The sequence below is a fragment of the Corynebacterium evansiae genome (assembly GCF_027570065.1).
Classification (GTDB): domain Bacteria; phylum Actinomycetota; class Actinomycetes; order Mycobacteriales; family Mycobacteriaceae; genus Corynebacterium; species Corynebacterium evansiae.
Map to the genome: position 1 here is coordinate 245,528 of NZ_JAKMUT010000003.1, position 20,119 is coordinate 265,646.

At 63.5% G+C, this 20,119-nt stretch carries 16 protein-coding genes and 2 tRNA genes; 8 read left to right on the plus strand and 10 right to left on the minus strand.

From position 1 onward, the window contains the following. Nucleotides 1-7: 7 nt before the first annotated feature. The 8 genes from L8V00_RS04735 to L8V00_RS04770 form a co-directional block, all read right to left on the minus strand. Nucleotides 8-1,171 (minus strand): acyl-CoA dehydrogenase family protein, encoded by a 1,164-nt coding sequence (locus L8V00_RS04735; protein WP_269944341.1) that lies wholly within the window; start codon nucleotides 1,169-1,171, stop codon nucleotides 8-10. 140 nt (nucleotides 1,172-1,311) lie between these two features. Continuing rightward, a tRNA-Leu gene (locus L8V00_RS04740) sits at nucleotides 1,312-1,385 on the minus strand. Then, complete coding sequence (locus L8V00_RS04745) at nucleotides 1,376-2,395, minus strand: Ppx/GppA phosphatase family protein (protein WP_420840032.1); 1,020 nt, start codon at nucleotides 2,393-2,395, stop codon at nucleotides 1,376-1,378. The genes L8V00_RS04740 and L8V00_RS04745 overlap by 10 nt, the downstream gene beginning before the upstream one ends. 22 nt (nucleotides 2,396-2,417) lie before the next feature. Then, nucleotides 2,418-2,984: a DUF501 domain-containing protein gene (locus L8V00_RS04750; protein WP_269944342.1), complete on the minus strand. Its 567-nt coding sequence runs from the start codon at nucleotides 2,982-2,984 to the stop codon at nucleotides 2,418-2,420. Between the two features lie 75 nt (nucleotides 2,985-3,059). Then, entirely contained in the window at nucleotides 3,060-3,797 is a 738-nt protein-coding gene (locus L8V00_RS04755) for an FtsB family cell division protein (protein WP_269944343.1), read from the minus strand. Between the two features lie 109 nt (nucleotides 3,798-3,906). Beyond that, entirely contained in the window at nucleotides 3,907-5,184 is a 1,278-nt protein-coding gene (gene eno / locus L8V00_RS04760; protein WP_269944344.1) for a phosphopyruvate hydratase, read from the minus strand. Between the two features lie 214 nt (nucleotides 5,185-5,398). Then, nucleotides 5,399-6,268 (minus strand): lytic transglycosylase domain-containing protein, encoded by an 870-nt coding sequence (locus L8V00_RS04765; protein WP_269944345.1) that lies wholly within the window; start codon nucleotides 6,266-6,268, stop codon nucleotides 5,399-5,401. An 11-nt stretch (nucleotides 6,269-6,279) separates the two neighbouring features. Further along, the gene (locus tag L8V00_RS04770) at nucleotides 6,280-6,984 is read right to left on the minus strand and encodes a metal-dependent transcriptional regulator (protein WP_269944346.1); all 705 of its coding nucleotides are present in this window, start codon (nucleotides 6,982-6,984) and stop codon (nucleotides 6,280-6,282) included. A 123-nt stretch (nucleotides 6,985-7,107) separates the two neighbouring features. On the opposite strand from L8V00_RS04770, the gene L8V00_RS04775 reads away from it, so the two are divergent. Genes L8V00_RS04775 through L8V00_RS04785 form a run of 3 tightly spaced genes read left to right on the plus strand, consistent with a single transcriptional unit; the run spans nucleotide 7,108 to nucleotide 9,686 of the window. Beyond that, a complete protein-coding gene (locus L8V00_RS04775; protein ID WP_011273915.1) occupies nucleotides 7,108-8,022 on the plus strand; it encodes a metal ABC transporter solute-binding protein, Zn/Mn family in 915 nt (304 codons plus the stop codon). After that, entirely contained in the window at nucleotides 8,023-8,832 is an 810-nt protein-coding gene (locus tag L8V00_RS04780) for a metal ABC transporter ATP-binding protein (protein ID WP_269944347.1), read from the plus strand. It abuts the gene before it with no gap. Continuing rightward, the gene (locus L8V00_RS04785; protein ID WP_005293374.1) at nucleotides 8,829-9,686 is read left to right on the plus strand and encodes a metal ABC transporter permease; all 858 of its coding nucleotides are present in this window, start codon (nucleotides 8,829-8,831) and stop codon (nucleotides 9,684-9,686) included. Before L8V00_RS04780 ends, L8V00_RS04785 begins: the two co-directional genes overlap by 4 nt. Here L8V00_RS04785 and L8V00_RS04790 read toward each other — a convergent pair. Then, complete coding sequence (locus L8V00_RS04790) at nucleotides 9,683-10,999, minus strand: MazG nucleotide pyrophosphohydrolase domain-containing protein (RefSeq protein ID WP_269944348.1); 1,317 nt, start codon at nucleotides 10,997-10,999, stop codon at nucleotides 9,683-9,685. The genes L8V00_RS04785 and L8V00_RS04790 overlap by 4 nt on opposite strands. 25 nt (nucleotides 11,000-11,024) lie before the next feature. After that, nucleotides 11,025-14,780 carry a transcription-repair coupling factor gene (mfd, locus tag L8V00_RS04795; protein WP_269944349.1) on the minus strand — a complete coding sequence of 1,252 codons (3,756 nt, stop codon included), beginning with the start codon at nucleotides 14,778-14,780 and terminating at the stop codon, nucleotides 11,025-11,027. A 90-nt stretch (nucleotides 14,781-14,870) separates the two neighbouring features. Between mfd and L8V00_RS04800 the strand changes: the two genes are divergently transcribed. The 5 genes from L8V00_RS04800 (at nucleotide 14,871) to L8V00_RS04820 (ending at nucleotide 19,970) form a co-directional block, all read left to right on the plus strand. Then, a tRNA-Gln gene (locus L8V00_RS04800) sits at nucleotides 14,871-14,942 on the plus strand. 30 nt (nucleotides 14,943-14,972) lie between these two features. Continuing rightward, on the plus strand, nucleotides 14,973-16,355 hold the full coding sequence (locus tag L8V00_RS04805; RefSeq protein ID WP_269944350.1) for an MFS transporter: 1,383 nt from the start codon (nucleotides 14,973-14,975) through the stop codon (nucleotides 16,353-16,355). A gap of 88 nt (nucleotides 16,356-16,443) precedes the next feature. Continuing rightward, nucleotides 16,444-17,973 carry a bifunctional UDP-N-acetylglucosamine diphosphorylase/glucosamine-1-phosphate N-acetyltransferase GlmU gene (gene glmU / locus L8V00_RS04810; RefSeq protein ID WP_420840034.1) on the plus strand — a complete coding sequence of 510 codons (1,530 nt, stop codon included), beginning with the start codon at nucleotides 16,444-16,446 and terminating at the stop codon, nucleotides 17,971-17,973. 110 nt (nucleotides 17,974-18,083) lie between these two features. Continuing rightward, entirely contained in the window at nucleotides 18,084-19,055 is a 972-nt protein-coding gene (locus L8V00_RS04815; protein WP_005293382.1) for a ribose-phosphate diphosphokinase, read from the plus strand. Nucleotides 19,056-19,334: 279 nt separating this feature from the next. Beyond that, nucleotides 19,335-19,970, plus strand: a complete 636-nt coding sequence (locus L8V00_RS04820) for a 50S ribosomal protein L25/general stress protein Ctc (protein ID WP_269944351.1) — start codon at nucleotides 19,335-19,337, stop codon at nucleotides 19,968-19,970. Nucleotides 19,971-20,119 lie beyond the last annotated feature (149 nt).

A 20,119-nucleotide genomic window follows, 5' to 3' on the forward strand; every position in this document is an offset into this window, starting at 1 on the left:
AGTCTCGCTAGTCCTGCTTAAACTCGCGGGCGATCAGCAGCTTCATGATCTCGTTCGTGCCGCCGTAGATGCGCTGCACGCGAGCATCCGTGTACATGCGGGAGATCGGGTACTCGCGCATGAAGCCGTAGCCGCCGAATAGCTGCAGGCAGCGGTCTGCCACGGAGCTCTGCAGGTCGGAGGCCAGGTACTTCGCGGCCGAGGCCTGCGCGGGCGTCAGCTTGCCCTCAATGTGTAGCGCCGTGCAGTGGTCGGTCAGAGTCTTCGCCGCCAGCGTCTCACTCGCGCACTCGGCCAGAACGAACTGGGTGTTTTGGAATCCCAGGATCGGGCGGCCGAACGCCTCACGGTCGTTGACGTAGCGGATGGTTTCGCGCACGGCGCCCTCGCAAGCGGATGAACCGGCGATGGCCAGGATCAAGCGCTCCTGCGGCAGCTGCTGCATCAGCTGCAGGAAGCCCATACCTTCCTTGCCTCCCAGCAGGTTATCGGCGGGCACTCGCATGTCGGTGAAGAAGAGCTCGCGGGTGTCTTGACCGCGCTGGCCGATCTTGTCCAGCACGCGGCCACGCTCGAAGCCCTCGAGGTCCTTGGTCTCCGCGACGATCAGGGATAGTCCCCTGCCGCCCGGCTGGTCGTTGGTGCGGGCGACGATCACCACAACGTCGCAGTGCGTGCCGTTGGTGATGAAGGTCTTCGAGCCATTGATGACCCACTCGTCGCCATCCAGCTCTGCGCGGGTCTTGATGGCCTGCAGGTCGGAACCGGTTCCGGGCTCGGTCATGGCGATCGCGCCGACCAGCTCACCGCTGGCCATTCCCGGCAGCCAGCGCTTACGCTGCTCTTCCGTTCCGAGTTGGTAGATGTAGTGGGCGACGATCACGGAGTGCACACCGTTGTGCCAGGCGGAGTTGCCAGCCAGGGCGAGCTCCTGCTGGATCACGGCCTCGTGGGCGAAGGTGCCGCCGCCTCCGCCGTACTCCTCGGGGATGGAGGCGCACAGCAGGCCAGCGTCGCCGGCCTTGTTCCAGAACTCACGCTCTACCTGGTGGTTTTCTTCCCACTTCAGCTCGTTGGGAGTTACCTCCCTGGCGATGAACTCGCGGGCGTGCAGGCGTAGGGCGTCAGTTTCCTCGGTTTCCCAAGTAGCGCGGTAGTTATCCAGAATCATGTCGATGGCTCCCTCAAAAGTGAATCGAAACGCTAGCATGTGGTTTTGCCAGCGAAATACTTTCTTGGAAACAACGCTACAACAGCGCGATCGTGATCTGGCTCACTTTCATAAAGAAGTTCTAAAAGAAAAACAAAAAGTCCCCCCAGTCGGACTCGAACCGACACTGAACGGATTTTAAGTCCGCTGCCTCTGCCAATTGGGCTATAGGGGGCGTGCCATGACCTCAGCCAGCATCCCGTCCAATATATCTTTCTCGCTGACCGTGATCTCACTAAGCCCCCAATCAAGGAACTGGCTCGTGAAGGCGTCCACCACAATAGAACCGCCACCGATCACATCCGCGCGGCCCGGGTGCATAGGCCCGTATTCGCAGCGCTGGGGTGGCGTCAATCCCAAAAGATTGCGCGCCGTGGCGCGGAATTCCTCCAGCGGCAGGGTGGCCATGTGGATGGCCCGCGAGTCGTATTCCGAGAGGCCCAGGGTGATGGCGGCGAGGGTAGTCATCGTGCCCGCCACACCCACGACCTGATCCACGTCGCGCAGATCCACGTGGGAGCGCACCTGCTCCATCAGCTCCGCTACGAAAGCGCGGGCCTCGGCGACCTGCTGCTCCGCCGGCGGCTGGTCGTGCAGGAATCGCTCCGTCAGGCGCACGCAGCCCATGTCCGCCGAGAAAGCCTGCGGCTCGCGCCCCGGGCCGTGCACGACGAACTCGGTGGAACCGCCACCCAGGTCGATGACGCACACGGTGCGGTCCTGCGCATCCGGCAGATCCGTGATGGCACCGCGGAAGCTCAGCTCCGCCTCTTGCTCGCCGGAGATCACCTGCGCAACCGCGCCCTCGCGCACGCGCCCCAGGTGCCGGCGGGTGATGTCGAAGAACTCCTCGCGGTTCGCCGCATCGCGGGTGGCGGAGGTCGCCCCCATCATCACGTCCACCACGCCGTACTCAACCATGCGATCGGCGTAGATCTGCAAGGCCTCATCCACGCGCTGCAGGGCCTCGTCGGCGAAGCGTCCCGTGGCATCCACGCCCTGGCCCAGGCGCACGATGATGTTATCCCTGTTGAGCTCGTTAATCTGCCCGTCCGGTGTCCGCTCGCTGATCAGCAGGCGGATGGAATTCGTACCGCAGTCGATGGCGGCGAAGCGAGGGCTCTGGGACTCGTGCTGGCCCAAGTTCTGGGGCTGGTTCTGGCGCTGGTTCTGGGCGGTACTCATGGTTCCCCAGACTACCCCGCGGCTACTCTGCGACGCTCGCGGCTTCCATCGACGTACCCAGCGAGGCCGCCGTCGGCCAGTCCGCAGGCAACGCCGTGCCCTCAAGCTTCGGGTTGTTCTCGATGGCCAACGCAACGGCCTCGGTGCCCAGGCGCACCCGCTGTGGCCCTTCCGCCAGCGCGTAGGCAATCAGCACGTGCAGGCACTTCACCCGGTCGGGCATGCCGCCACCGGAGAAGTCCGTGCCCAGATCCTCCATCTTGTTGCGCTCGGCCAGGTAGTGCTCGTGCGCGGCCTGGTAGTCGGCGGCCAGCTCTTCGTCTTCGGGCAGCCGAGCCTGCATCGTCTTCATCACACCTGCAACCTCTAGGCGGGAGGCTTCAGCGGTCAGGCGCGGGTCCGTCAGGTAGTACAGCGTGGGGAACGGTGTGCCATCCGGTAGCTTCGGCTGGGTCTTCACCACTGCGGGAACCCCATCCGGCGTGTAGTAGCTGACCTCGACCACACCGCGAAGCGGGCGGCCGAGCTGCTGGCGCATTACCTCCAGGTCGTCGTCGGTCGGCGGGCCGGGCTGGCGTTGGTTGGTCATGAATTCCCTCGGTTCCTTGGTTGGAATGTCTCGCTCTAGTTTGGTGCTCTAGCTAGCTGGTCTAAGTCAGTCGCTCTAGTTACCCGGTGCGGGCGCTGGCGCCCCTTCTGGCGCTGCGGGCTGTTCCTCAGGTGCGGGCGCTGCGGGCTGTTCCTGCTCCGGCTTCTCCTCCGGCACCGTCGGCAGTTTGTGGTCTTCGGTCGCCGGATCGCCTTCCTTGAGCTCTTCCTCCGGCGTGGAGATCGCATCCCACAGCTGGGCGTACCAGTCGCGGTTGCCGTCACCCTCACCCTGGGACTCTTCGTCCGTTTCGGTACCTAGCTCGTCTGCATGGATTTTCGGGGAGATGATGCGGAATGCCGACTCCCCCGGCTCAATCAACCCCAGTCGCGTGCGCGCCTGTTCCTTGATGAAGTCCTCGTCGCGGTAGCGGTTGAGCTCGCTGGTGAGCTCCGCTTTCTCTTTCTCCTGCGCCTCGATCTTCTGGTTCAGCTGCGCCAGCTCGGCGCGTTGCTCGAAGTAGTTACGCAGCGGGTTGGCTATGGAAACCGCCAGGAAAATCACCAACACCAGCGTCACGAGCCACGTGGTGGGGCTCATGTTCTTGGGCACTTCTACAAAGGAGCGCGCCATGCGTTTCGGCGCGGTTTGTGCGCGGGCTCGGCGCCTTTCGCGCCTCTCGATCGACCGTGCTCGGGGCAGGTGGGCGGACTCGGGGCGGCTGTTTTCTGGCCCCTCTTTTTCGGACGCCACGTCTGCGCGCGGCTGATCCTCCGGCTCCTTGTCCGGTTCGCCCTTGGTCGATTTGCTCATGGTCTACAGAGTCTAGCGAAGCGAGACTGAAATGCGAGTAGCCCACGGCCATCGGCTGGATGGCTGTGGCTACCTGATTGCCTTGCGCCCCCTGAGGGGCGCCTAGCGCTTACTTGGTGAAGCGCGGGAAGGCGGAGCGGCCAGCGTAGACGGCTGCGTCGCCCAGGATCTCCTCGATGCGCAGCAGCTGGTTGTACTTAGCAACGCGCTCGGAGCGAGCCGGAGCACCGGTCTTGATCTGGCCACAGTTCAGGGCGACGGCCAGGTCAGCAATGGTGGTGTCCTCGGTCTCACCGGAACGGTGGGACATCATGCTGCGGTAGCCGTTGCGGTGTGCCAGCTCGACAGCGTCGAAGGTCTCGGTGAGGGTACCGATCTGGTTCACCTTCACCAGCAGCGCGTTGGCTGCCTTCTCCTCGATACCCTTGGCCAGGCGCAGCGGGTTGGTGACGAAGAAGTCATCGCCGACCAGCTGAACCTTGTCGCCGATCTTGGCGGTCAGGGCGGTGTAGCCCTCCCAGTCGTCCTCCTGCAGCGGGTCCTCGATGGAGACGATCGGGTACTCCTCGATCAGATCTTCGTAGACCTTCGCCATCTCCTCGGCAGTGTGCTCGCCGCCCTCGAAGTGGTACTTGCCGTCCTTGAAGAACTCGGAGGAGGCAACGTCCAGCGCCAGCGCAACGTCCTCGCCGACCTTGAAGCCGGCCTTCTCGATAGCCTCAACGATCAGGTCCAGGGCCGCCTTGGTGGAGTCAACGGACGGGGCGAAGCCGCCCTCGTCACCCAGGCCGGTGGACAGGCCCTTGTCCTTAATGACCTTCTTCAGGGTGTGGTAGACCTCGGCGCCCACGCGCAGCGCCTCGGAGAAGGTCTCTGCGCCGATCGGGGCGATCATGAACTCCTGGACGTCCACGCCGGAGTCGGCGTGTGCGCCACCGTTGAGGATGTTCATCATCGGTACCGGCAGCACGTGGGCGTTCGGGCCACCGACGTAGCGGAACAGCGGCAGGTCGGCGGACTCTGCAGCGGCGCGGGCAACAGCCATGGAAACACCCAGGATGGCGTTGGCGCCCAGCTTGGACTTGTTCTCGGTGCCGTCCAGGTCGCGCATCAGCTGGTCGATCAGGCGCTGATCGTCGGCCTCCACGCCCATCAGCTCTTCGTCGATGTCCTCGATAACGTTCTTGACGGCCTTGAGCACACCCTTGCCCTGGTAGCGCTCGCCGCCATCACGCAGCTCGTGTGCCTCGTGCACACCGGTGGAAGCGCCAGAGGGAACGGCTGCGCGGCCGAAGGAGCCGTCGTCCAGCAGTACGTCTACCTCGACGGTCGGGTTACCGCGGGAATCGATGATTTCACGGGCATCAATGTTGAGGATCAGGGCCATGTGTCTGCCTCCTTGGCATGTGGCATTGGGGTGCCAAACTGTTGATTATCTGTTCTTGGGTTAACAGCTAACAAAGGTCTCCACCGCAGCGCTGGGCAGCCCACGGGTGGCACCGAGCACAGCGGTCTACTCCCATTGTGGCACCGCCAGAAATTTTTCGCCGTCACGGGCGCAAAACCTGGCCAAAACCACCCCTCCCTAAAGGGGGAATGGCCTACTGCGGCGACTGGCCGATCGCGTAGTTTGCCGCTGCGTCACGTACCTGCACGACGTATTCGTCGGAGAGGTTGTAGCCCCTGATCGCACTCTTCCAGCCGTTTTCGGTGCTGAGGTCACGGCCCTCGCTGCACAGTAGTTTGGTCGCGGTCGCGGCGGCATCGTAGACGCTCTGCGGATTCTTCTTGCCATCGCCGTCCGCGTCCACCCCGTAGATCTTCCAGGATTCGGGGATGAACTGCATCGGCCCCAGCGCTCGGTCGTACTCGCGGTCGCCGTCCAGGCGCCCGTCGTCGGTGTCCTCCACCTTGGCGAACTCGCGGCCGTTGAGCTGCGGGCCGATGATGTCAGGTTCGGCGATGCCGTCGTCGTTGAGTTTGGACGCCCCGAAGCGCTGGCCGTCATAAGTCCCGTGGCGGGTCTCTACGTAACCGAGCCCGGCCAGCGTATTCCAGGACAGATTGCAGTCGGGGGTTTCCTTCCGGGCGAAGCCTTCGGCCTTTCCGTAGGCCATGAGAGCCTGCAGAGGGATATGCAGTTCCTCGGACTTCGGTTTAGCCCAGTCCAGCGCCTGCTGGTATGCGCGGTCGCTGTCGTTCGGGTCGAAGTCCGGCGCCGGACTCGCAGCCTTCGGCGGAATATCGGTGGGCACCGGCAGCCGGTCGGATTCAGAGCTGTGGTCACTGGTGACGAACCCTGCCACCAGGTAGCCGACCAGGGCGATGATACCCAGCAGTGCGATGACCACTACGAAGAATCCGCAACCACCCAGCAGCCCCCGGTTCGGGCGGCTTCCGGCTGCGTCGTCATCCCACACAGAATCGTTCGGTTCGATCCTCTGCGGGCGGCGATAGTGGTTCGACGCCATGGATTTCCTTCCTACTTCTCAGCGCGGCCGTTCTGCGAGTTCTTGTCAGCTGCGCTTACCAACACTGCGCTTAGGCTACTCGCTGGAAGTTGAACCCTGGTTTCCGACTCGGCGATGTGCAACTCCGCCATATCTGCGAACACACGCTCGCCGACGGTGATGTGAACCCCGGGGAGCACGCCATGCTCGGTGAGATAACGCACCAGGGCAGCATCCCTGTCGCTGATGCGATCCACGATAAGCTGCTCGCCCGTGTGGGCGTCCGAAAGAAGGAAAGCCGAGCTCGCAGGAATGTGTCCACCCTCGTCGGGAATAGGGTCACCGTGCGGGTCACGGGTGGGGTTATTTAGCAGGCTGGCGATGCGATCGACGAAGGTGTCGGAGACCGCATGCTCTAAAACCTCGGCCTCGTCGTGCACCTCATCCAGGCCGTAGCCCAAGTGGTTGCACAGAAAAGTCTCGATCAGGCGGTGGCGGCGAACCATGGTAAGGGCGATTCTGCGACCCGCTTCACTGAGCTCGATGTCCCCATAAGGGGCGTGGTCGACGAGCCCTTGGGTGGCGAGGCGCTTGATCGCCTCCGAGGCAGTAGAAGGTCGCTGGTCCATGTGGCTGGCTAAGACGGAGAGGGAAACCCCACCTCCGGACCACTCCTGCAGATCGAAGATCTTCTTCAGGTAATCCTGGGACCTCTCGGGAAGGTCTGTGACATGCATGTCGACCAGTGTACGGGGGTAATCGGGGTTTTAAGAACTCAAGGGTGTGGATTAAGCTGCACTATATTGTTCAATACATTGAACATTATACCCCTCACTATCGGAAGGTTTATTACCTTGCAAATGAAGCCCAGTAAGAAGCTAGTGGCAACTCTGTGCACCACAATCCTCGCAGTTGCAGGCACCACCGCCTGCAATAGCGAGAACACACCCGATGAAAAAGCCGAGGTTCTAACGACTTTCACCATCTTGGAAGACATCACCTCCAACATCGCCGGCGATACCCTCACCGTGCGCTCACTGACCCAACCCGGCGCGGAGGTTCACGGCTACGACCCCACCCCCAGCGACATCGCCGCCGCGTCCGAAGCGGAGCTCATCATCAACAACGGACTGGGACTGGAACACTGGCTGGACAAGCTGACCGCAGACAGCTCCGCCCAGCGCACCACTGCCAGCGACGGCGTGAAGCCCATCAACATCAAGGGCACCGATCAGCCCAACCCACACGCCTGGATGAGCCCCACCCTCGCCAAAACCTATGTGGACAACATCGTCCAGGCCTTGAGCGACCTGCGTCCGGAAAACGCAAAGACCTACGAGGACAACGGCAAGAAGTACAAAGACAAGCTCGACGACGTGCAGACCGAGCTCCAGGACGGCCTGAAATCCCTGCCCCGCCACCAGCGGACACTGATGAGCTGTGAGGGTGCCTTCAGCTACCTCACCCACGATGCCGGCATGAAGGAGGGCTACATCTGGCCTGTCAACACCGAGGGCGAGATCACTCCCCAGCAAATCACCCAGGCAGCCGATTTCGTCAAGGACAATGACGTCCCCGCTGTTTTCTGCGAATCTACAGTGGAGCCCGGGCCGAAGGAACAGCTCATGCGAGATACCGGTGCCCGCGACGGCGGTACACTGTACGTCGACTCGCTCTCCGAAGCCGACGGTCCTGTACCGACCTACCTCGACCTTCTTTCTTACGACGCTCAAACCATCGTCAGCGGACTCACGGGCAAGAATCCGAAGGAATAGATGAACTCGCCACACTCTTCCCCCTCCCCCGCGCTGGTCGTCGACAATGTGCACGTGAGTTACGGCCACGTCGATGCTCTCACCGGCGTAAACCTGCAGCTCGGCTTCGGCCAGATCACCGCCTTGATCGGCATGAACGGCGCGGGCAAGTCCACCCTGTTCAAAGCCATCATGGGGCTGGTGCGCCCCACTTCCGGGAGCATAACGATCAACGCCACCGGCTCACGCGGCACGGTGGCCTACGTCCCTCAACACGACCACGTGGACTGGAACTTCCCCATCAGCGTGCGCGACATTGTTGCCAGCGGACGGCGCCGCGCACGCTCCAAGGTAGGCCTGCTACCGCAGGGTTCGGCGCTATGGGGGCTGAAGAGTTGGCGTCAAGAGAAAAGAGAAAACAACCGCATCATCGACGCGGCATTGCGGCAGACCGGACTGACCGACCTGCAGAACCGCCCCGTCGGCGCGCTATCAGGTGGCCAGCGCAAGCGCGTTTTCGTAGCACGCGGCATCGCGCAGGAGGCGAAAATCATGCTGCTGGACGAACCCTTCGCAGGGGTGGATACGCAGTCACAATCGCAGATCACCGCACTGCTACACGAGCTCGCCGAGGCCGGGACAGCGCTACTGATCTCCACACACGATTTGGACCGGCTGCCGGAACTGTGCGACAACGTGGCTATGCTCAACCGGCGGATCGTGGCCGAAGGGGCGCTGGAAGAGGTTCTGACAGCAGAGAACCTCGCGCGCACCTTCAGCACCAACACGGCGGACGCACAGCTGGTCGCTAGTGAGGAGGCGCAGCGATGAGCACACTTTCGACTCTTTTCGACCCAATCCTGGTGCCCCTGAGCTACAGCTTCGTACAGCGGGCGGTGCTCGCCGCCAGCGTGATGGCCGTGGTCGCGGGACTACTGAGCTGCTGGCTGATCTTGGTGGGCTGGTCACTGCTAGGCGATGCGGTCTCCCACGCCGTGCTGCCCGGTGTGGTGCTGGCCTACATCACCGGAGCGCCCTTCGCCGTCGGTGCGATGCTGGCCGCACTCATCGCCGTCGGCCTGGTCGGCTCGGTAAAGGAAAGAACCACCCTGCGGGAGGACACCTCCATCGGCATTGTCTTCACCACCTTCTTCGCCCTCGGACTAGTGCTTCTTTCTGTGACGCCTAGCGGCACGCACTTACAGGAGATCCTGTTCGGCAACCTGCTGGGCATAACGCAGTCCGCACTGTGGCAGATCCTGGCCATTGGAGGCATCGCGTTTGTGGTGTTGCTGGCGAATGCACGCACGTTTACTCTGTGGGCTTTTGACGCCGAACACTCCAGAACCATGGGCTTCAATACGAAGGCCATACGGTGGGCACTGTTGGCGTGCCTGGCGTGCGTGGTGGTGGCCAGCGCCCAGGCCGTTGGCGTGATCTTGGTGGTAGCAATGCTGATTACCCCCGGCGCAACCGCTTACCTGTGGACGCGCCGCTTCCGCCACATGCTGCTTATTGCCCCGTTGGTGGCGTGGGTCAGCTGCATCACGGGCATCCTGCTGAGCTTCAACGTAGACGTATCCACTGGCGGCACCATCGTGCTGGTACAGTCGGCCATCTTCGGGCTGACGTACCTCTTCGCCCCACGTGAAGGCCTGGTACGCAGTTTTCTAACGCGGCGCTAGTTGCCCTGCTGCTGGCTCCCTGGCTGCTGGGGGTTGGGATGCTGAGGCTTGTGCTGTTGGGACTGCAGCTTCTCGCGGAACGCCGCAACAGCATCGTGTAGGCGGCGCTCTGCCTCACCGGGGCTATCTAGCTCCAGGCCAACCATCGGGTAGCGGATGTCGGTCGGGATGTCCTTATCCGGGATTCCCTGCTCCCGCGCCTCAGCGATGACGGCCTCCGCTGCGGTCAGGGCGCTGGTGCCAGTCGAGCCGACAGCTGTGCCAACAGAGCTGGCGGGGACTGCCGGACCTGCCGTTTCAGCGGGCGCTTGGACGGCCGGGAACTGTTCCGCGTGCGGCTCCTGGCGGGGCTGTGCAGACTGTGCAGGCTCAGCCTGCTTCTCGGCCGCCTTCCGCTCAGCTTCCTTCTTGGCCTCGCTGTAGCGCAGGTACTCCTCACCGAAACTGCGAATTCGCTGAGCTTCCTCTTCCTTCTTGCCCTCCTCCCATAGGCGATCCTGCTCCTGGCGCGGAACCTGACGCTCAACCTCCTCAAACAGGTAGGGGGCGCGGGCGCGCAGCTTCGCCGAAAACGCCCCGGCCACGTGGCCAATGTCGAAGGCACCACGCCGGTTGGCGATCTCCGCGTGGAAAAGCACCTGCAGCAAAACGTCCGACAGCTCGGAGCACAGATCCTGCTCGATCCACTTCGGGCGCGCAGCACCCTCACCTTCGCCCTCTGGCTTCCAGTTCTCCATCAGGTCGATGGTGCGGGCCAGCTCCTCAGTCTCCTCGCGAAGGAACTTCACCAGGCTGGTGTGGGTCATGGACTGCTCCCACTCCCCCTGGCGCAGGGCACGTGCCATCAGCGCCACCGCGTCCTCGATCTCATCCATCACAGAGGCTGGAACCTCGGTGCGCGTCGTGCGGCGCAGGCCCGCCACGGCTGCGGTGTGCTCGTCGGTCCCGACGATCTCGCCGTCCACCACGCCATCGCCCGAGTGGGTGATCTCGGCTGCGTCTTCCCCGTCGGTGGCGTCACCAACAGAAGATCCACCGGCCTCCAGCTCGCGGGCGGGCTCCATGTGCACCTTTAGGCTCGGCGCGGTGATGAGCTCCTCACCAGCCTCGATGCGGGTAACGACAGCTTCGTTTTCCAGATCCGTCGTGACGATAATGTCGGACTCATCGACCGTGTGGCCGCCCAGATCCGCGATAACCCAGCGGACGCGGATGGGCACCTCCTCCGTGTAGCACACATCTCCACGGAGCAGATCGACGGCCTCCACGGGAATCATCGCGGGGAAACGGGGATCTAGTAATACGACTGACATGGCGGTTATTCTAGCGCGTCGGTGTTTAGGACGTGCCCTTATCCTTGCCTGCCCCCTTACTTGAGCCCTTGCCAGCCCCCTTGCCGACACCGCCCGCCATGTTGCGAATCGGGATGCCAGCCAACTGCGTCAACGCATCGGCGCACCACTGCACCAGCTCCGTATCGCGCAGCGGAACCGCGCGCATGCCCTGCCCGCGCTTCGGAGCCGGGATCAGCACGATCTTGGTAGTCGCACGGTAGTTCGCCGCCGGGAACAGGCGCTTCAGGCGCACCTGGGTGGAATCCTGCAGCTCGATGGGGCTGAAGCTGATCTTCGAGCCCGTGGCCACCACCTCCGTGACCTGCAGATCGCGGCACAGCAGGCGCAGGCGCGAGAGCACCGCGAGCATCTGGATCTGCTCCGGCGGCTCGCCATAGCGGTCGCGCAGCTCCTCGAGCACCTTCTCGATCTGCTCCTCGTCCTGTACCTCGGCGAACTTGCGGTAGGCCTCCAGGCGCAGACGCTCCGAAGCGATGTATTCGGCCGGGATGTGCGCATCCACCGGCAGGTCGATGCGGATCTCCTTCTTTTCCTCCTCCCGGCCGTCGACGGGCTTGCCGTCAGCCATCGCGCGAAACGCCTCCACTGCTTCGCCGACCAGGCGGACATAAAGGTCGAAGCCCACGCCCGCGATGTGGCCGGATTGCTCGGCACCCAAGACGTTGCCCGCACCGCGCATCTCCAGGTCCTTCATGGCCACCGCCATGCCCGCGCCCAGGTCGTTGTTCTGGGCGATGGTTGTCAGCCGGTCGTAGGAGGTCTCGGTCAGCACCTCGCCCTTCGGGTAGAGGAAGTAGGCATAGCCGCGCTCACGAGAACGCCCCACGCGGCCGCGCAGCTGATGCAGCTGGGACAGCCCCATGTGGTGGGCGTTCTCCACGATCAGGGTGTTGGCATTGGCGATATCCAGGCCTGTCTCCACGATGGTGGTGCACACCAGCACGTCGAACTCGCGATCCCAGAAGCCCTTCACCGTGGTCTCCAGCTGTTCCTCGCTCATCTGGCCGTGTGCGACCACCACGCGGGCCTCCGGTACCAGGCGGCGAATGTCCGCGGCGGTCTGCTCAATACTGCGGACCTTGTTGTGTACGTAGAACACCTGGCCGTCACGCAGTAGCTCGCGGCGGATAGCCGCAGCCACGTGCTTATCCTCCTGCGCACCCACATACGTCAGCACCGGGTGGCGATCCTCCGGCGGGGTGAGGATCGTCGACATCTCGCGGATGCCCGCCATCGACATCTCCAGCGTGCGGGGAATCGGGGTTGCGGACATCGTCAGCACGTCCACGTGGGTGCGCAGCGACTTGATGTGCTCCTTGTGCTCCACACCGAAGCGCTGCTCCTCGTCCACGATAATCAGCCCCAGGTTCTTCCAGTGCACACCCGTCTGCAGCAGGCGGTGGGTACCGATCACGATGTCCACCGTGCCGTCGGCCATGCCATCGATAACCTTCTTGGACTCCGCCGGGGTGGTAAAGCGGGACAGCTCCTTGATGGTGGTGGGAAAGTCCTGCATGCGCTCGCTGAACGTGTTGAAGTGCTGCTGCGCCAGCAGGGTGGTCGGCACCAGCACGGCCACCTGCTTGCCCGACTGCACGGCCTTGAATGCGGCACGCACCGCTACCTCGGTCTTGCCATAGCCCACGTCACCGACGATCACGCGGTCCATCGGCACCGGCTTTTCCATGTCGGCCTTCACAGCCTCGATGGCGTTGTACTGATCCTCGGTCTCGGTGAACGGGAAGGCATCTTCCATCTCCCGCTGCCAGGGCGTATCCGCGGCGAAGGCATAGCCCGGCGCGGCCTGGCGGCTGGCGTAGAGCTGCACCAACTCGCCCGCGATCTCACGCACGGCACCGCGGGCCTTGCGCTTGGTGTTCTTCCAATCCGCGCCACCCATCTTCGACAGCGCGGGCTTTTCCCCACCGACGTAGCGCGACAGCATATCCAGCTGATCCATGGGCACATAGAGTTGATCGCCCGGCCCGCCCCGCTTGCTGGGCGCGTACTCCAGCACCAGGTACTCACGGCGGGAGGCATCCGGCCCCTTGCCCACCGTGCGTTCCGTCATCTTCACGAACTTGCCTATGCCGTGGGAATCGTGCACCACCAGGTCGCCCGGCTCCAGTGCCAGCGGATCCACGCGGTTGCGCTTCTTCGCGGGCTTGCGCTTGCCCGTGGCCTTCGCGTCCACGCGGTTGCCGGTCAGGTCCGTTTCCGTGAAGAACAGCAGGCTAGGGCGCTTGTCATCCCCGGTGAAGGGGAACACCAGCCCCTCGTAAGCCACGGCGTGGTAGATGCTCACCTGGTGTGGCGCGGGCTCGTCGGCGGTGGTGTGTTTGGACTTCTTAATCCGCCCCAGGCCACGGCTGCCGCTGAGGTCCACACCGATCGCCTCGGCCGCGATGCCGGCTTCTTGGAAGCGCCGCAGCATGCGGGCCGCCACGGCCGGGGTCGGGGCGGCAAAGGCCACCCGTCCGCCGGATTCCACGCGCTTGCGGATGTCGCTCATCAGCGCACCGATGGCCTCCATCTCGCCGTGCGGTCGGGGCGCCGAGTCGTAGTTGAGTTCCAGAACATCGGAAGTGTCGGCGTCAAAATCCGCCATCCCGAGCGTAGACAACGTCCACCAGGGTCGCCCCAGCTTCTGCTGCACATTCTGCACCGCGTCGATCGAAAGGTAAGCCACGCCCTCCATCGGCGCCGAGCCGCCCATCGCCGCAACGTCCCAGCCGGCCTCCAGGAACTGCTGGCCGGTTTCGCGCAGGTCGTGAGCGCGGCGTTCGACGGCCGCGGGTGCCATCACCAGCGTGTGCGTACCTTCCGGCATGAGCTCCGGCAGCGCCACCAGCTCCGCCGTGTGCAGGGCCGGGATCAGCGATTCCATCCCCTGCACCTGGATTTTCTGGCTGATCTTGTCGAGGATCTCGGCCAATTCCGCGTTGCCGGCGTGCTCTTGGGCAAGGTTTTTTGCTTTGGACGCCACCTCGTCCGTGACAACCAATTCCCGGCACGCATAGACCATCACCTGGTCCGGCTCCACCCCGGGGATGGTCCGCTGGTCGCCGACGCTAAAGGCGCGCACCTCCGTGATCTCGTCGCCCCAGAAGTCCACGCGGACGGGCATTTCCTCGGTCGCGGGGAAGATGTCCACGATGCCGCCGCGGATGGCGAAGTGGCCGCGCTTACCCACCACGTCCACGTGCGTGTACCCGAGCTCTTGCAAACGGTGGGTCAAGGAGTCGAAGTCGATCTCCTCCCCCACCTTCAGTCGCACCGGCGTGACCTCGCCCAGATTGGACTGCACGGGCTGCACAGCTGCGCGGGTCGGAGCCACCACCACCTGCAGACCCTCGTCGCCCTCGTGCAGGCGACGCAGCACGCGCATGCGGGTGGACACAGTCTCCACGGCCGGCGACAGCTTCTCGTGCGGCAGGGTCTCCCACGACGGGAATAGTTCCACCCGGTCACCCAGCATGTAGCGCAGTACCGTGGTGAGGTCCTGGGCCTGGCGCCCCGTAGCCGTCACCACCAGCAGCGGGGTGCGCTGCGCCAGCGTGCCCACTGCGAAAGGCCACGCGCCCTCGGGGGCCTGCATGTGCAGGGAGCCCTCCCCCAGGTGCGTCATCATTCCGCGCAGTTTTCCGTCCTGCGCAGCAGCTTTCAGCAGCCCCGCCAGGCTGGGCGCCGGGTTTGAAGAGCGGTTGGCGTTGGCTTTGGGCGTGGCTGTCTGACTCATGGCCAACAGTCTATCCTCCACACCACCCGGCGGTTTATGCGCCCGGTTGAGCGTGCTGTAGAGTGTTCGCTGCACACTAATATGTGCGCTTCTCCCATGGTGTAATTGGCAACACTACGGTTTTTGGTACCGTCATTCTAGGTTCGAGTCCTGGTGGGAGAGCTTTTTTTATTTGGAAGGGTGGGGCGATACATGTCCGGCAAGTCCAGCACAGAATCCAGCAAGTTCTGGCGCACATTCACCACGAAGTTCATTGGCACGCCACCCGAGAGCGACCTGAAGCACGTCGAGGAAAACGCAGGCCGCTATTCCCTAGGCTTCGGCACGCAGAACATCGGCGATCAGATCGTTTCCGCTAAGACGGTTCTGCCGTGGTTTTTGTCAGTCGTCGCCGCCCCGGTGTGGATCATCCCGCTGCTGGTGCCGATCCGTGAGTCCGGTTCGATGCTGCCGCAGGCCCTGTTCCGCCCGTGGCTGCAGACAAAGACCTCGCGGCTGGGTTTCATGCTTGTCGGCACGCTCGGCCAGGCGCTGGCGTGCGCGATCATGGTCGCCGCCGCGCTTCTGACCGACGGGCTGCTGGCCGGGTTGATCATTCTGTTCGCCCTCGCCCTGCTGTCCACCTGCCGCTCTTTGGTTTCGCTAACCAGCAAGGACATTGCCGGGCGCACGGTTCCCAAGGGTTTCCGCGGGCGGCTGACCGGCTTTGCCACCACCTTGTCCGGCGCGGTGGCGATCCTGGTGGGTGTGGCCATTCAGGCCGCCCGCGGCGAGCTGACCCCTACCCTCTTCGCAGTGCTCTTCGCCATCGCCACCGCAGCCTGGCTGGCCAGCGCATGGCTGTTTAAGGGGATCCGTGAGGGCGTCACTAAACAAGAACAAAAAGAGCTACCACAGGGCACGAACTACCTACGCGATGTGTTCGACGACATCGTGGACCTCGTGCGTTCTGACCGTGACTTTAGGCGCTTCGTGCTGGTCCGATCACTGCTGCTGGCCTCTGCACTGTCGCCGACGTTCCTGGTGACGATGGCGAACCAGCAGAGCGTGACGGAGGAATCCTCGCTGGCCAGCGCCATCTTCACGGGCCTGGGAACGTTCGTGATCGCCTCCGGCGTGGCCTCGCTGCTCGCGGGCAGGATCTCCGGCTTACTGTCCGATGTGAGCTCCCGCAACACCCTGTCCGGCGCCGCACTACTGGCGACGATCGTGCTCATCATCACCGTGGCACTGGGTTACGCTTCTTCGCTTAGTGACGCCCATGCGTGGACCACCGCCCTGGTGTGGTGGCTGCCCATCGCGTTCTTCATCATCTCGCTTGCCCACGCCGCGATTAGGGTCGCCCGCTCTACCTACATCGTGGACATGGCAGAGGGCACGCAACGCACCCGCTATGTCTCGGTGGCGAACACCCTGATGGGCGTGTTGCTTCTGATTGTGGGTGCGCTGACCAGTGTGTTGGCACTGGTTTCCCCCGAGGTCGCACTGGCTGCGCTGGCGCTTTTCGGGCTACTCGGCGCCGCGCTGTCGAAGACCCTGCCGGAAGTCTCGGTGGGCAAAAACAAGATTTCCTAAACGCCCGCGGGCGCCCCTCCCCGATGCGGTAGCTAAGCGGCGCTATGCTGGTATTCGCTTTTAACCGAAAGTAAGGAATGCCAACAACGTGACTGATGCTGCTCAGAACCCCGAAGCTCAACCAAAGGCCCAAGACAAGCCTGTGGCAGTGATCGTACTGGCCGCAGGGGCGGGCACGCGGATGAAGTCCGCAACCCAAAAGACCCTGCACTCCATCGGCGGGCGCACCCTGCTTTCCCACAGCCTGCACGCTGCCGCTGGCATCGACCCCGCCCGCATCGTGGCTGTTGTCGGCCACGGGCGCGAGCAGGTCGGCCCGGCGGTGGAAGAGGTAGCCGAGCAGCTGGGGCGCAGCATCGACACTGCGATCCAGGAGCAGCAGAACGGCACCGGCCACGCCGTGCAGTGCGCAATGGAGGAGCTGGAGGGCTTCGAGGGCACCGTAGTGGTCACCAACGCGGACGTGCCACTGCTGTCTCCGGAGACCCTGCAGGAACTTACTGCCACCCACGACGGCGCCAGCGTGACCGTGCTCTCCGTCAACCAGGACAACCCCACCGGCTACGGTCGAATCCTGCGCACCAACGACGGCATGGTTACCGCCATCGTGGAGGAAAAGGACGCGACGGAAAAGCAGAAGGCAATCACCGAGGTTAACTCCGGCGTGTTCGCCTTCGACGCGGCCATCCTGCGCGATGGCCTGGCGCAGTTGAACACGGATAACGCCCAGGGCGAGCTGTACTTGACGGACGTGCTGAGCATCGCCCGCCGGGCGGGTCACCCCGTTCGGGCCCACATTGCCGCCGACGCGGCGGAACTCGCGGGCGTCAACGACCGAGTACAACTTGCCGCCGCCGGCGCTGAACTCAACCGCCGCACCGTGACCGCCGCGATGCGGGGCGGGGCCACCGTCGTGGACCCGGCGACGACCTGGATCGACGTGGACGTACAGGTCGGCCAGGACGTCACCATCCTGCCGGGAACGCAGCTGCTGGGCACCACCACCATCGGCGATAACGCGCAGATCGGGCCGGATACCACTCTGGAAAACGTCACGGTCGGCGAAGGCGCGCAGGTGGTGCGCACCCACGGGTTCGATTCCACCATCGGCCCGCGCGCCGAGGTAGGCCCCTTCACCTACATCCGCCCCGGCACGGTGCTGGGCGAAGATGGCAAGCTCGGCGGCTTCGTCGAGGCGAAGAAGGCGAACATCGGTCGCGGCTCGAAGGTCCCGCACCTGACCTATGTCGGCGATGCAACGATCGGCGAGTACTCCAACATCGGCGCCTCTAGCGTGTTCGTGAACTACGACGGTGTGAACAAGCACCACACCACCGTAGGTTCCCACGTGCGCACCGGTTCCGATTCGATGTTCATCGCCCCGGTCGTCGTGGGCGATGGTGCCTACTCTGGCGCCGGCACCGTCATCAAGGAAGACGTGCCACCGGGCGCGCTGGTGGTATCCGGCGGCAAGCAGCGCAACGTCGAGGGCTGGGTGGCTAAGAAGCGCCCCGGAACCCCGGCGGCGGAGGCCGGCGAGGCCGCAGCCAAGCGTGTGGCGGAAGGTGGTTCCCCGGCTTCCACACCGCAGGCAGACCAGCAGGCAGACCAGAAGTAGCGCACGGAAGCTACGCTGGTTTTTGTTGATATGTCTGGGCGCGCCCTAAAATAGGGAGCGCCTAGTAAAAGTGAATAGTCCAGCTCTTCGACCGGAAGGTTAAAGCACAAGTGTCCACCACCCACTGGATCGACAATCAAAAGAACCTGATGCTGTTTAGCGGCAGGGCTCATCCGGAATTGGGGGAGGCTGTTGCCCGCGAACTGGGCATCGAGGTCACTCCGACCACCGCCCGCGACTTCGCTAACGGCGAGATCTTCGTCCGCTTCGAAGAGTCCGTCCGCGGTTCCGATGCCTTCGTGCTGCAGTCCCACCCGCAGCCGCTGAATAACTGGCTGATGGAGCAGCTGATCATGATCGATGCACTAAAGCGTGGCTCCGCCAAGCGCATCACCGCGATCCTGCCCTTCTACCCCTACGCCCGCCAGGACAAGAAGCACCGCGGCCGCGAGCCGATCTCCGCCCGCCTGGTTGCCGACCTGCTGAAGACCGCCGGCGCGGACCGCATCGTCTCCGTGGATCTGCACACCGACCAGATCCAGGGCTTCTTCGACGGTCCGGTGGATCACATGCACGCCATGCCGATCCTGACCGACTACGTGAAGGCCAACTACAACCTGGACAACATCTGCGTGGTCTCCCCCGACGCTGGTCGCGTGAAGGTGGCCGAGAAGTGGGCCAACGTGCTGGGCGATGCCCCGCTGGCGTTCATCCACAAGACCCGCGACGTGGACGTGGCCAACAAGGTCACCGCCAACCGCGTGGTCGGTGACGTGAAGGGGCGCACCTGTGTACTGTTGGACGACATGATCGATACCGGTGGAACCATCGCCGGCGCCGTCGGCGTGCTGCGCGAGGCTGGTGCAGGCGACGTGATCATCGCCACCACCCACGGCGTATTCAGCGGTCCGGCGCGCGAGCGTCTGAGCAGCTGTGGCGCCCGCGAGATCATCACCACCGATACTCTGCCGCAGTCCACCGAGGGCTGGGACAACCTGACGGTTCTGCCGATCGCCCCACTGGTGGCCAAGACCATTCACGAGATCTTCGAGAATGGCTCCGTGACCACGCTGTTTGAGTAGTTTTAATCCCCGGTTGGGGGTGTGCTAACATACTTTCGAATCTCGGCGAGGGCTGAATTCCTACATAGAATTTGGCCGTTATCGGCGCGAAAAGCACACTCCCCCTTCTTTTTGTGTGACGTAACCTTTCAAAGCGAGTCCGCTCGTGTGCGGGTGCGTGACCAATGAAACTGTGGGATGCATACACGCCGCGAGATATCGCGGCATTTTTTATGTCCGCGGTAGAAACGCAAGAGCGATTCAGAGCAATCTGAAACACAAAATTTGAAGGAGAAAATCATGGCTGACATTACCCGCCTGAAGGGCGAGCTGCGCACCGAGTTCGGCAAGGGCGCTTCCCGCCGCCTGCGTCGTGACTTCCGCGTTCCAGCTGTTGTCTACGGCAACAAGCTGGACCCGATGCACGTTCACGTGGACATCCTGGAGTTCCAGGCAATCCTGCGTAACGAGGGCGTGAACGCCGTTCTGGAGCTGGAGATCGAGGGCCAGGACCACCTGGTCATGATCAAGGCTGTGGACCAGAACGTGCTGACCCTGGACGTGGACCACGCTGACCTGCTGAACGTTAAGCGCGGCGAGAAGGTTGAGGTTGACGTTCCGGTTATCTTCACCGGTCAGCCTGCTCCGGGCGCCCTGGTCACCCAGGAGGCAGACGTCATCACCATCCTGGCCGACGTTCTGAACATTCCGGAAGAGATCACCGTCGACATCGAGGGCAAGGAAATCGGCGACCAGGTTCTGGCCGGCGACCTGCAGATGCCGGGCAACGCAACCCTGGTATCCGAGGAAGACACCCTGATCATCAACGTTGTGGAGCCGGAGGAAGAGGAACTGCCGGAGCCTGACGAGGAGGGCGAAGGCGCCGAGGGCGAGGCTGCCGAGGACGAGTCTGCAGAGGGCGAGTCCGAGGAGTAATTCACTCCCCCTTCACACACTGGGCCACTCCGCGTGCACTTTTCACACCGGGTGGCCCTTTTTGTTGCTCTTTTTTATTGACGCCCACCCCACGGCCGCGGGGGGCTGTCCGGGGTGGACAGTACAATAACCGTCAGTGAGCTAGAGAG

Coding starts and splice junctions, on each gene's coding strand:
- L8V00_RS04735 (WP_269944341.1), bottom strand. CDS start 1,171: ATGATTCTGGATAACTACCGCGCTACTTGGGAAACCGAGGAAACTGAC.
- L8V00_RS04745 (WP_420840032.1), bottom strand. CDS start 2,395: ATGAGTACCGCCCAGAACCAGCGCCAGAACCAGCCCCAGAACTTGGGC.
- L8V00_RS04750 (WP_269944342.1), bottom strand. CDS start 2,984: ATGACCAACCAACGCCAGCCCGGCCCGCCGACCGACGACGACCTGGAG.
- L8V00_RS04755 (WP_269944343.1), bottom strand. CDS start 3,797: ATGAGCAAATCGACCAAGGGCGAACCGGACAAGGAGCCGGAGGATCAG.
- eno (WP_269944344.1), bottom strand. CDS start 5,184: ATGGCCCTGATCCTCAACATTGATGCCCGTGAAATCATCGATTCCCGC.
- L8V00_RS04765 (WP_269944345.1), bottom strand. CDS start 6,268: ATGGCGTCGAACCACTATCGCCGCCCGCAGAGGATCGAACCGAACGAT.
- L8V00_RS04770 (WP_269944346.1), bottom strand. CDS start 6,984: ATGCATGTCACAGACCTTCCCGAGAGGTCCCAGGATTACCTGAAGAAG.
- L8V00_RS04775 (WP_011273915.1), top strand. CDS start 7,108: ATGAAGCCCAGTAAGAAGCTAGTGGCAACTCTGTGCACCACAATCCTC.
- L8V00_RS04780 (WP_269944347.1), top strand. CDS start 8,023: ATGAACTCGCCACACTCTTCCCCCTCCCCCGCGCTGGTCGTCGACAAT.
- L8V00_RS04785 (WP_005293374.1), top strand. CDS start 8,829: ATGAGCACACTTTCGACTCTTTTCGACCCAATCCTGGTGCCCCTGAGC.
- L8V00_RS04790 (WP_269944348.1), bottom strand. CDS start 10,999: ATGTCAGTCGTATTACTAGATCCCCGTTTCCCCGCGATGATTCCCGTG.
- mfd (WP_269944349.1), bottom strand. CDS start 14,780: ATGAGTCAGACAGCCACGCCCAAAGCCAACGCCAACCGCTCTTCAAAC.
- L8V00_RS04805 (WP_269944350.1), top strand. CDS start 14,973: ATGTCCGGCAAGTCCAGCACAGAATCCAGCAAGTTCTGGCGCACATTC.
- L8V00_RS04820 (WP_269944351.1), top strand. CDS start 19,335: ATGGCTGACATTACCCGCCTGAAGGGCGAGCTGCGCACCGAGTTCGGC.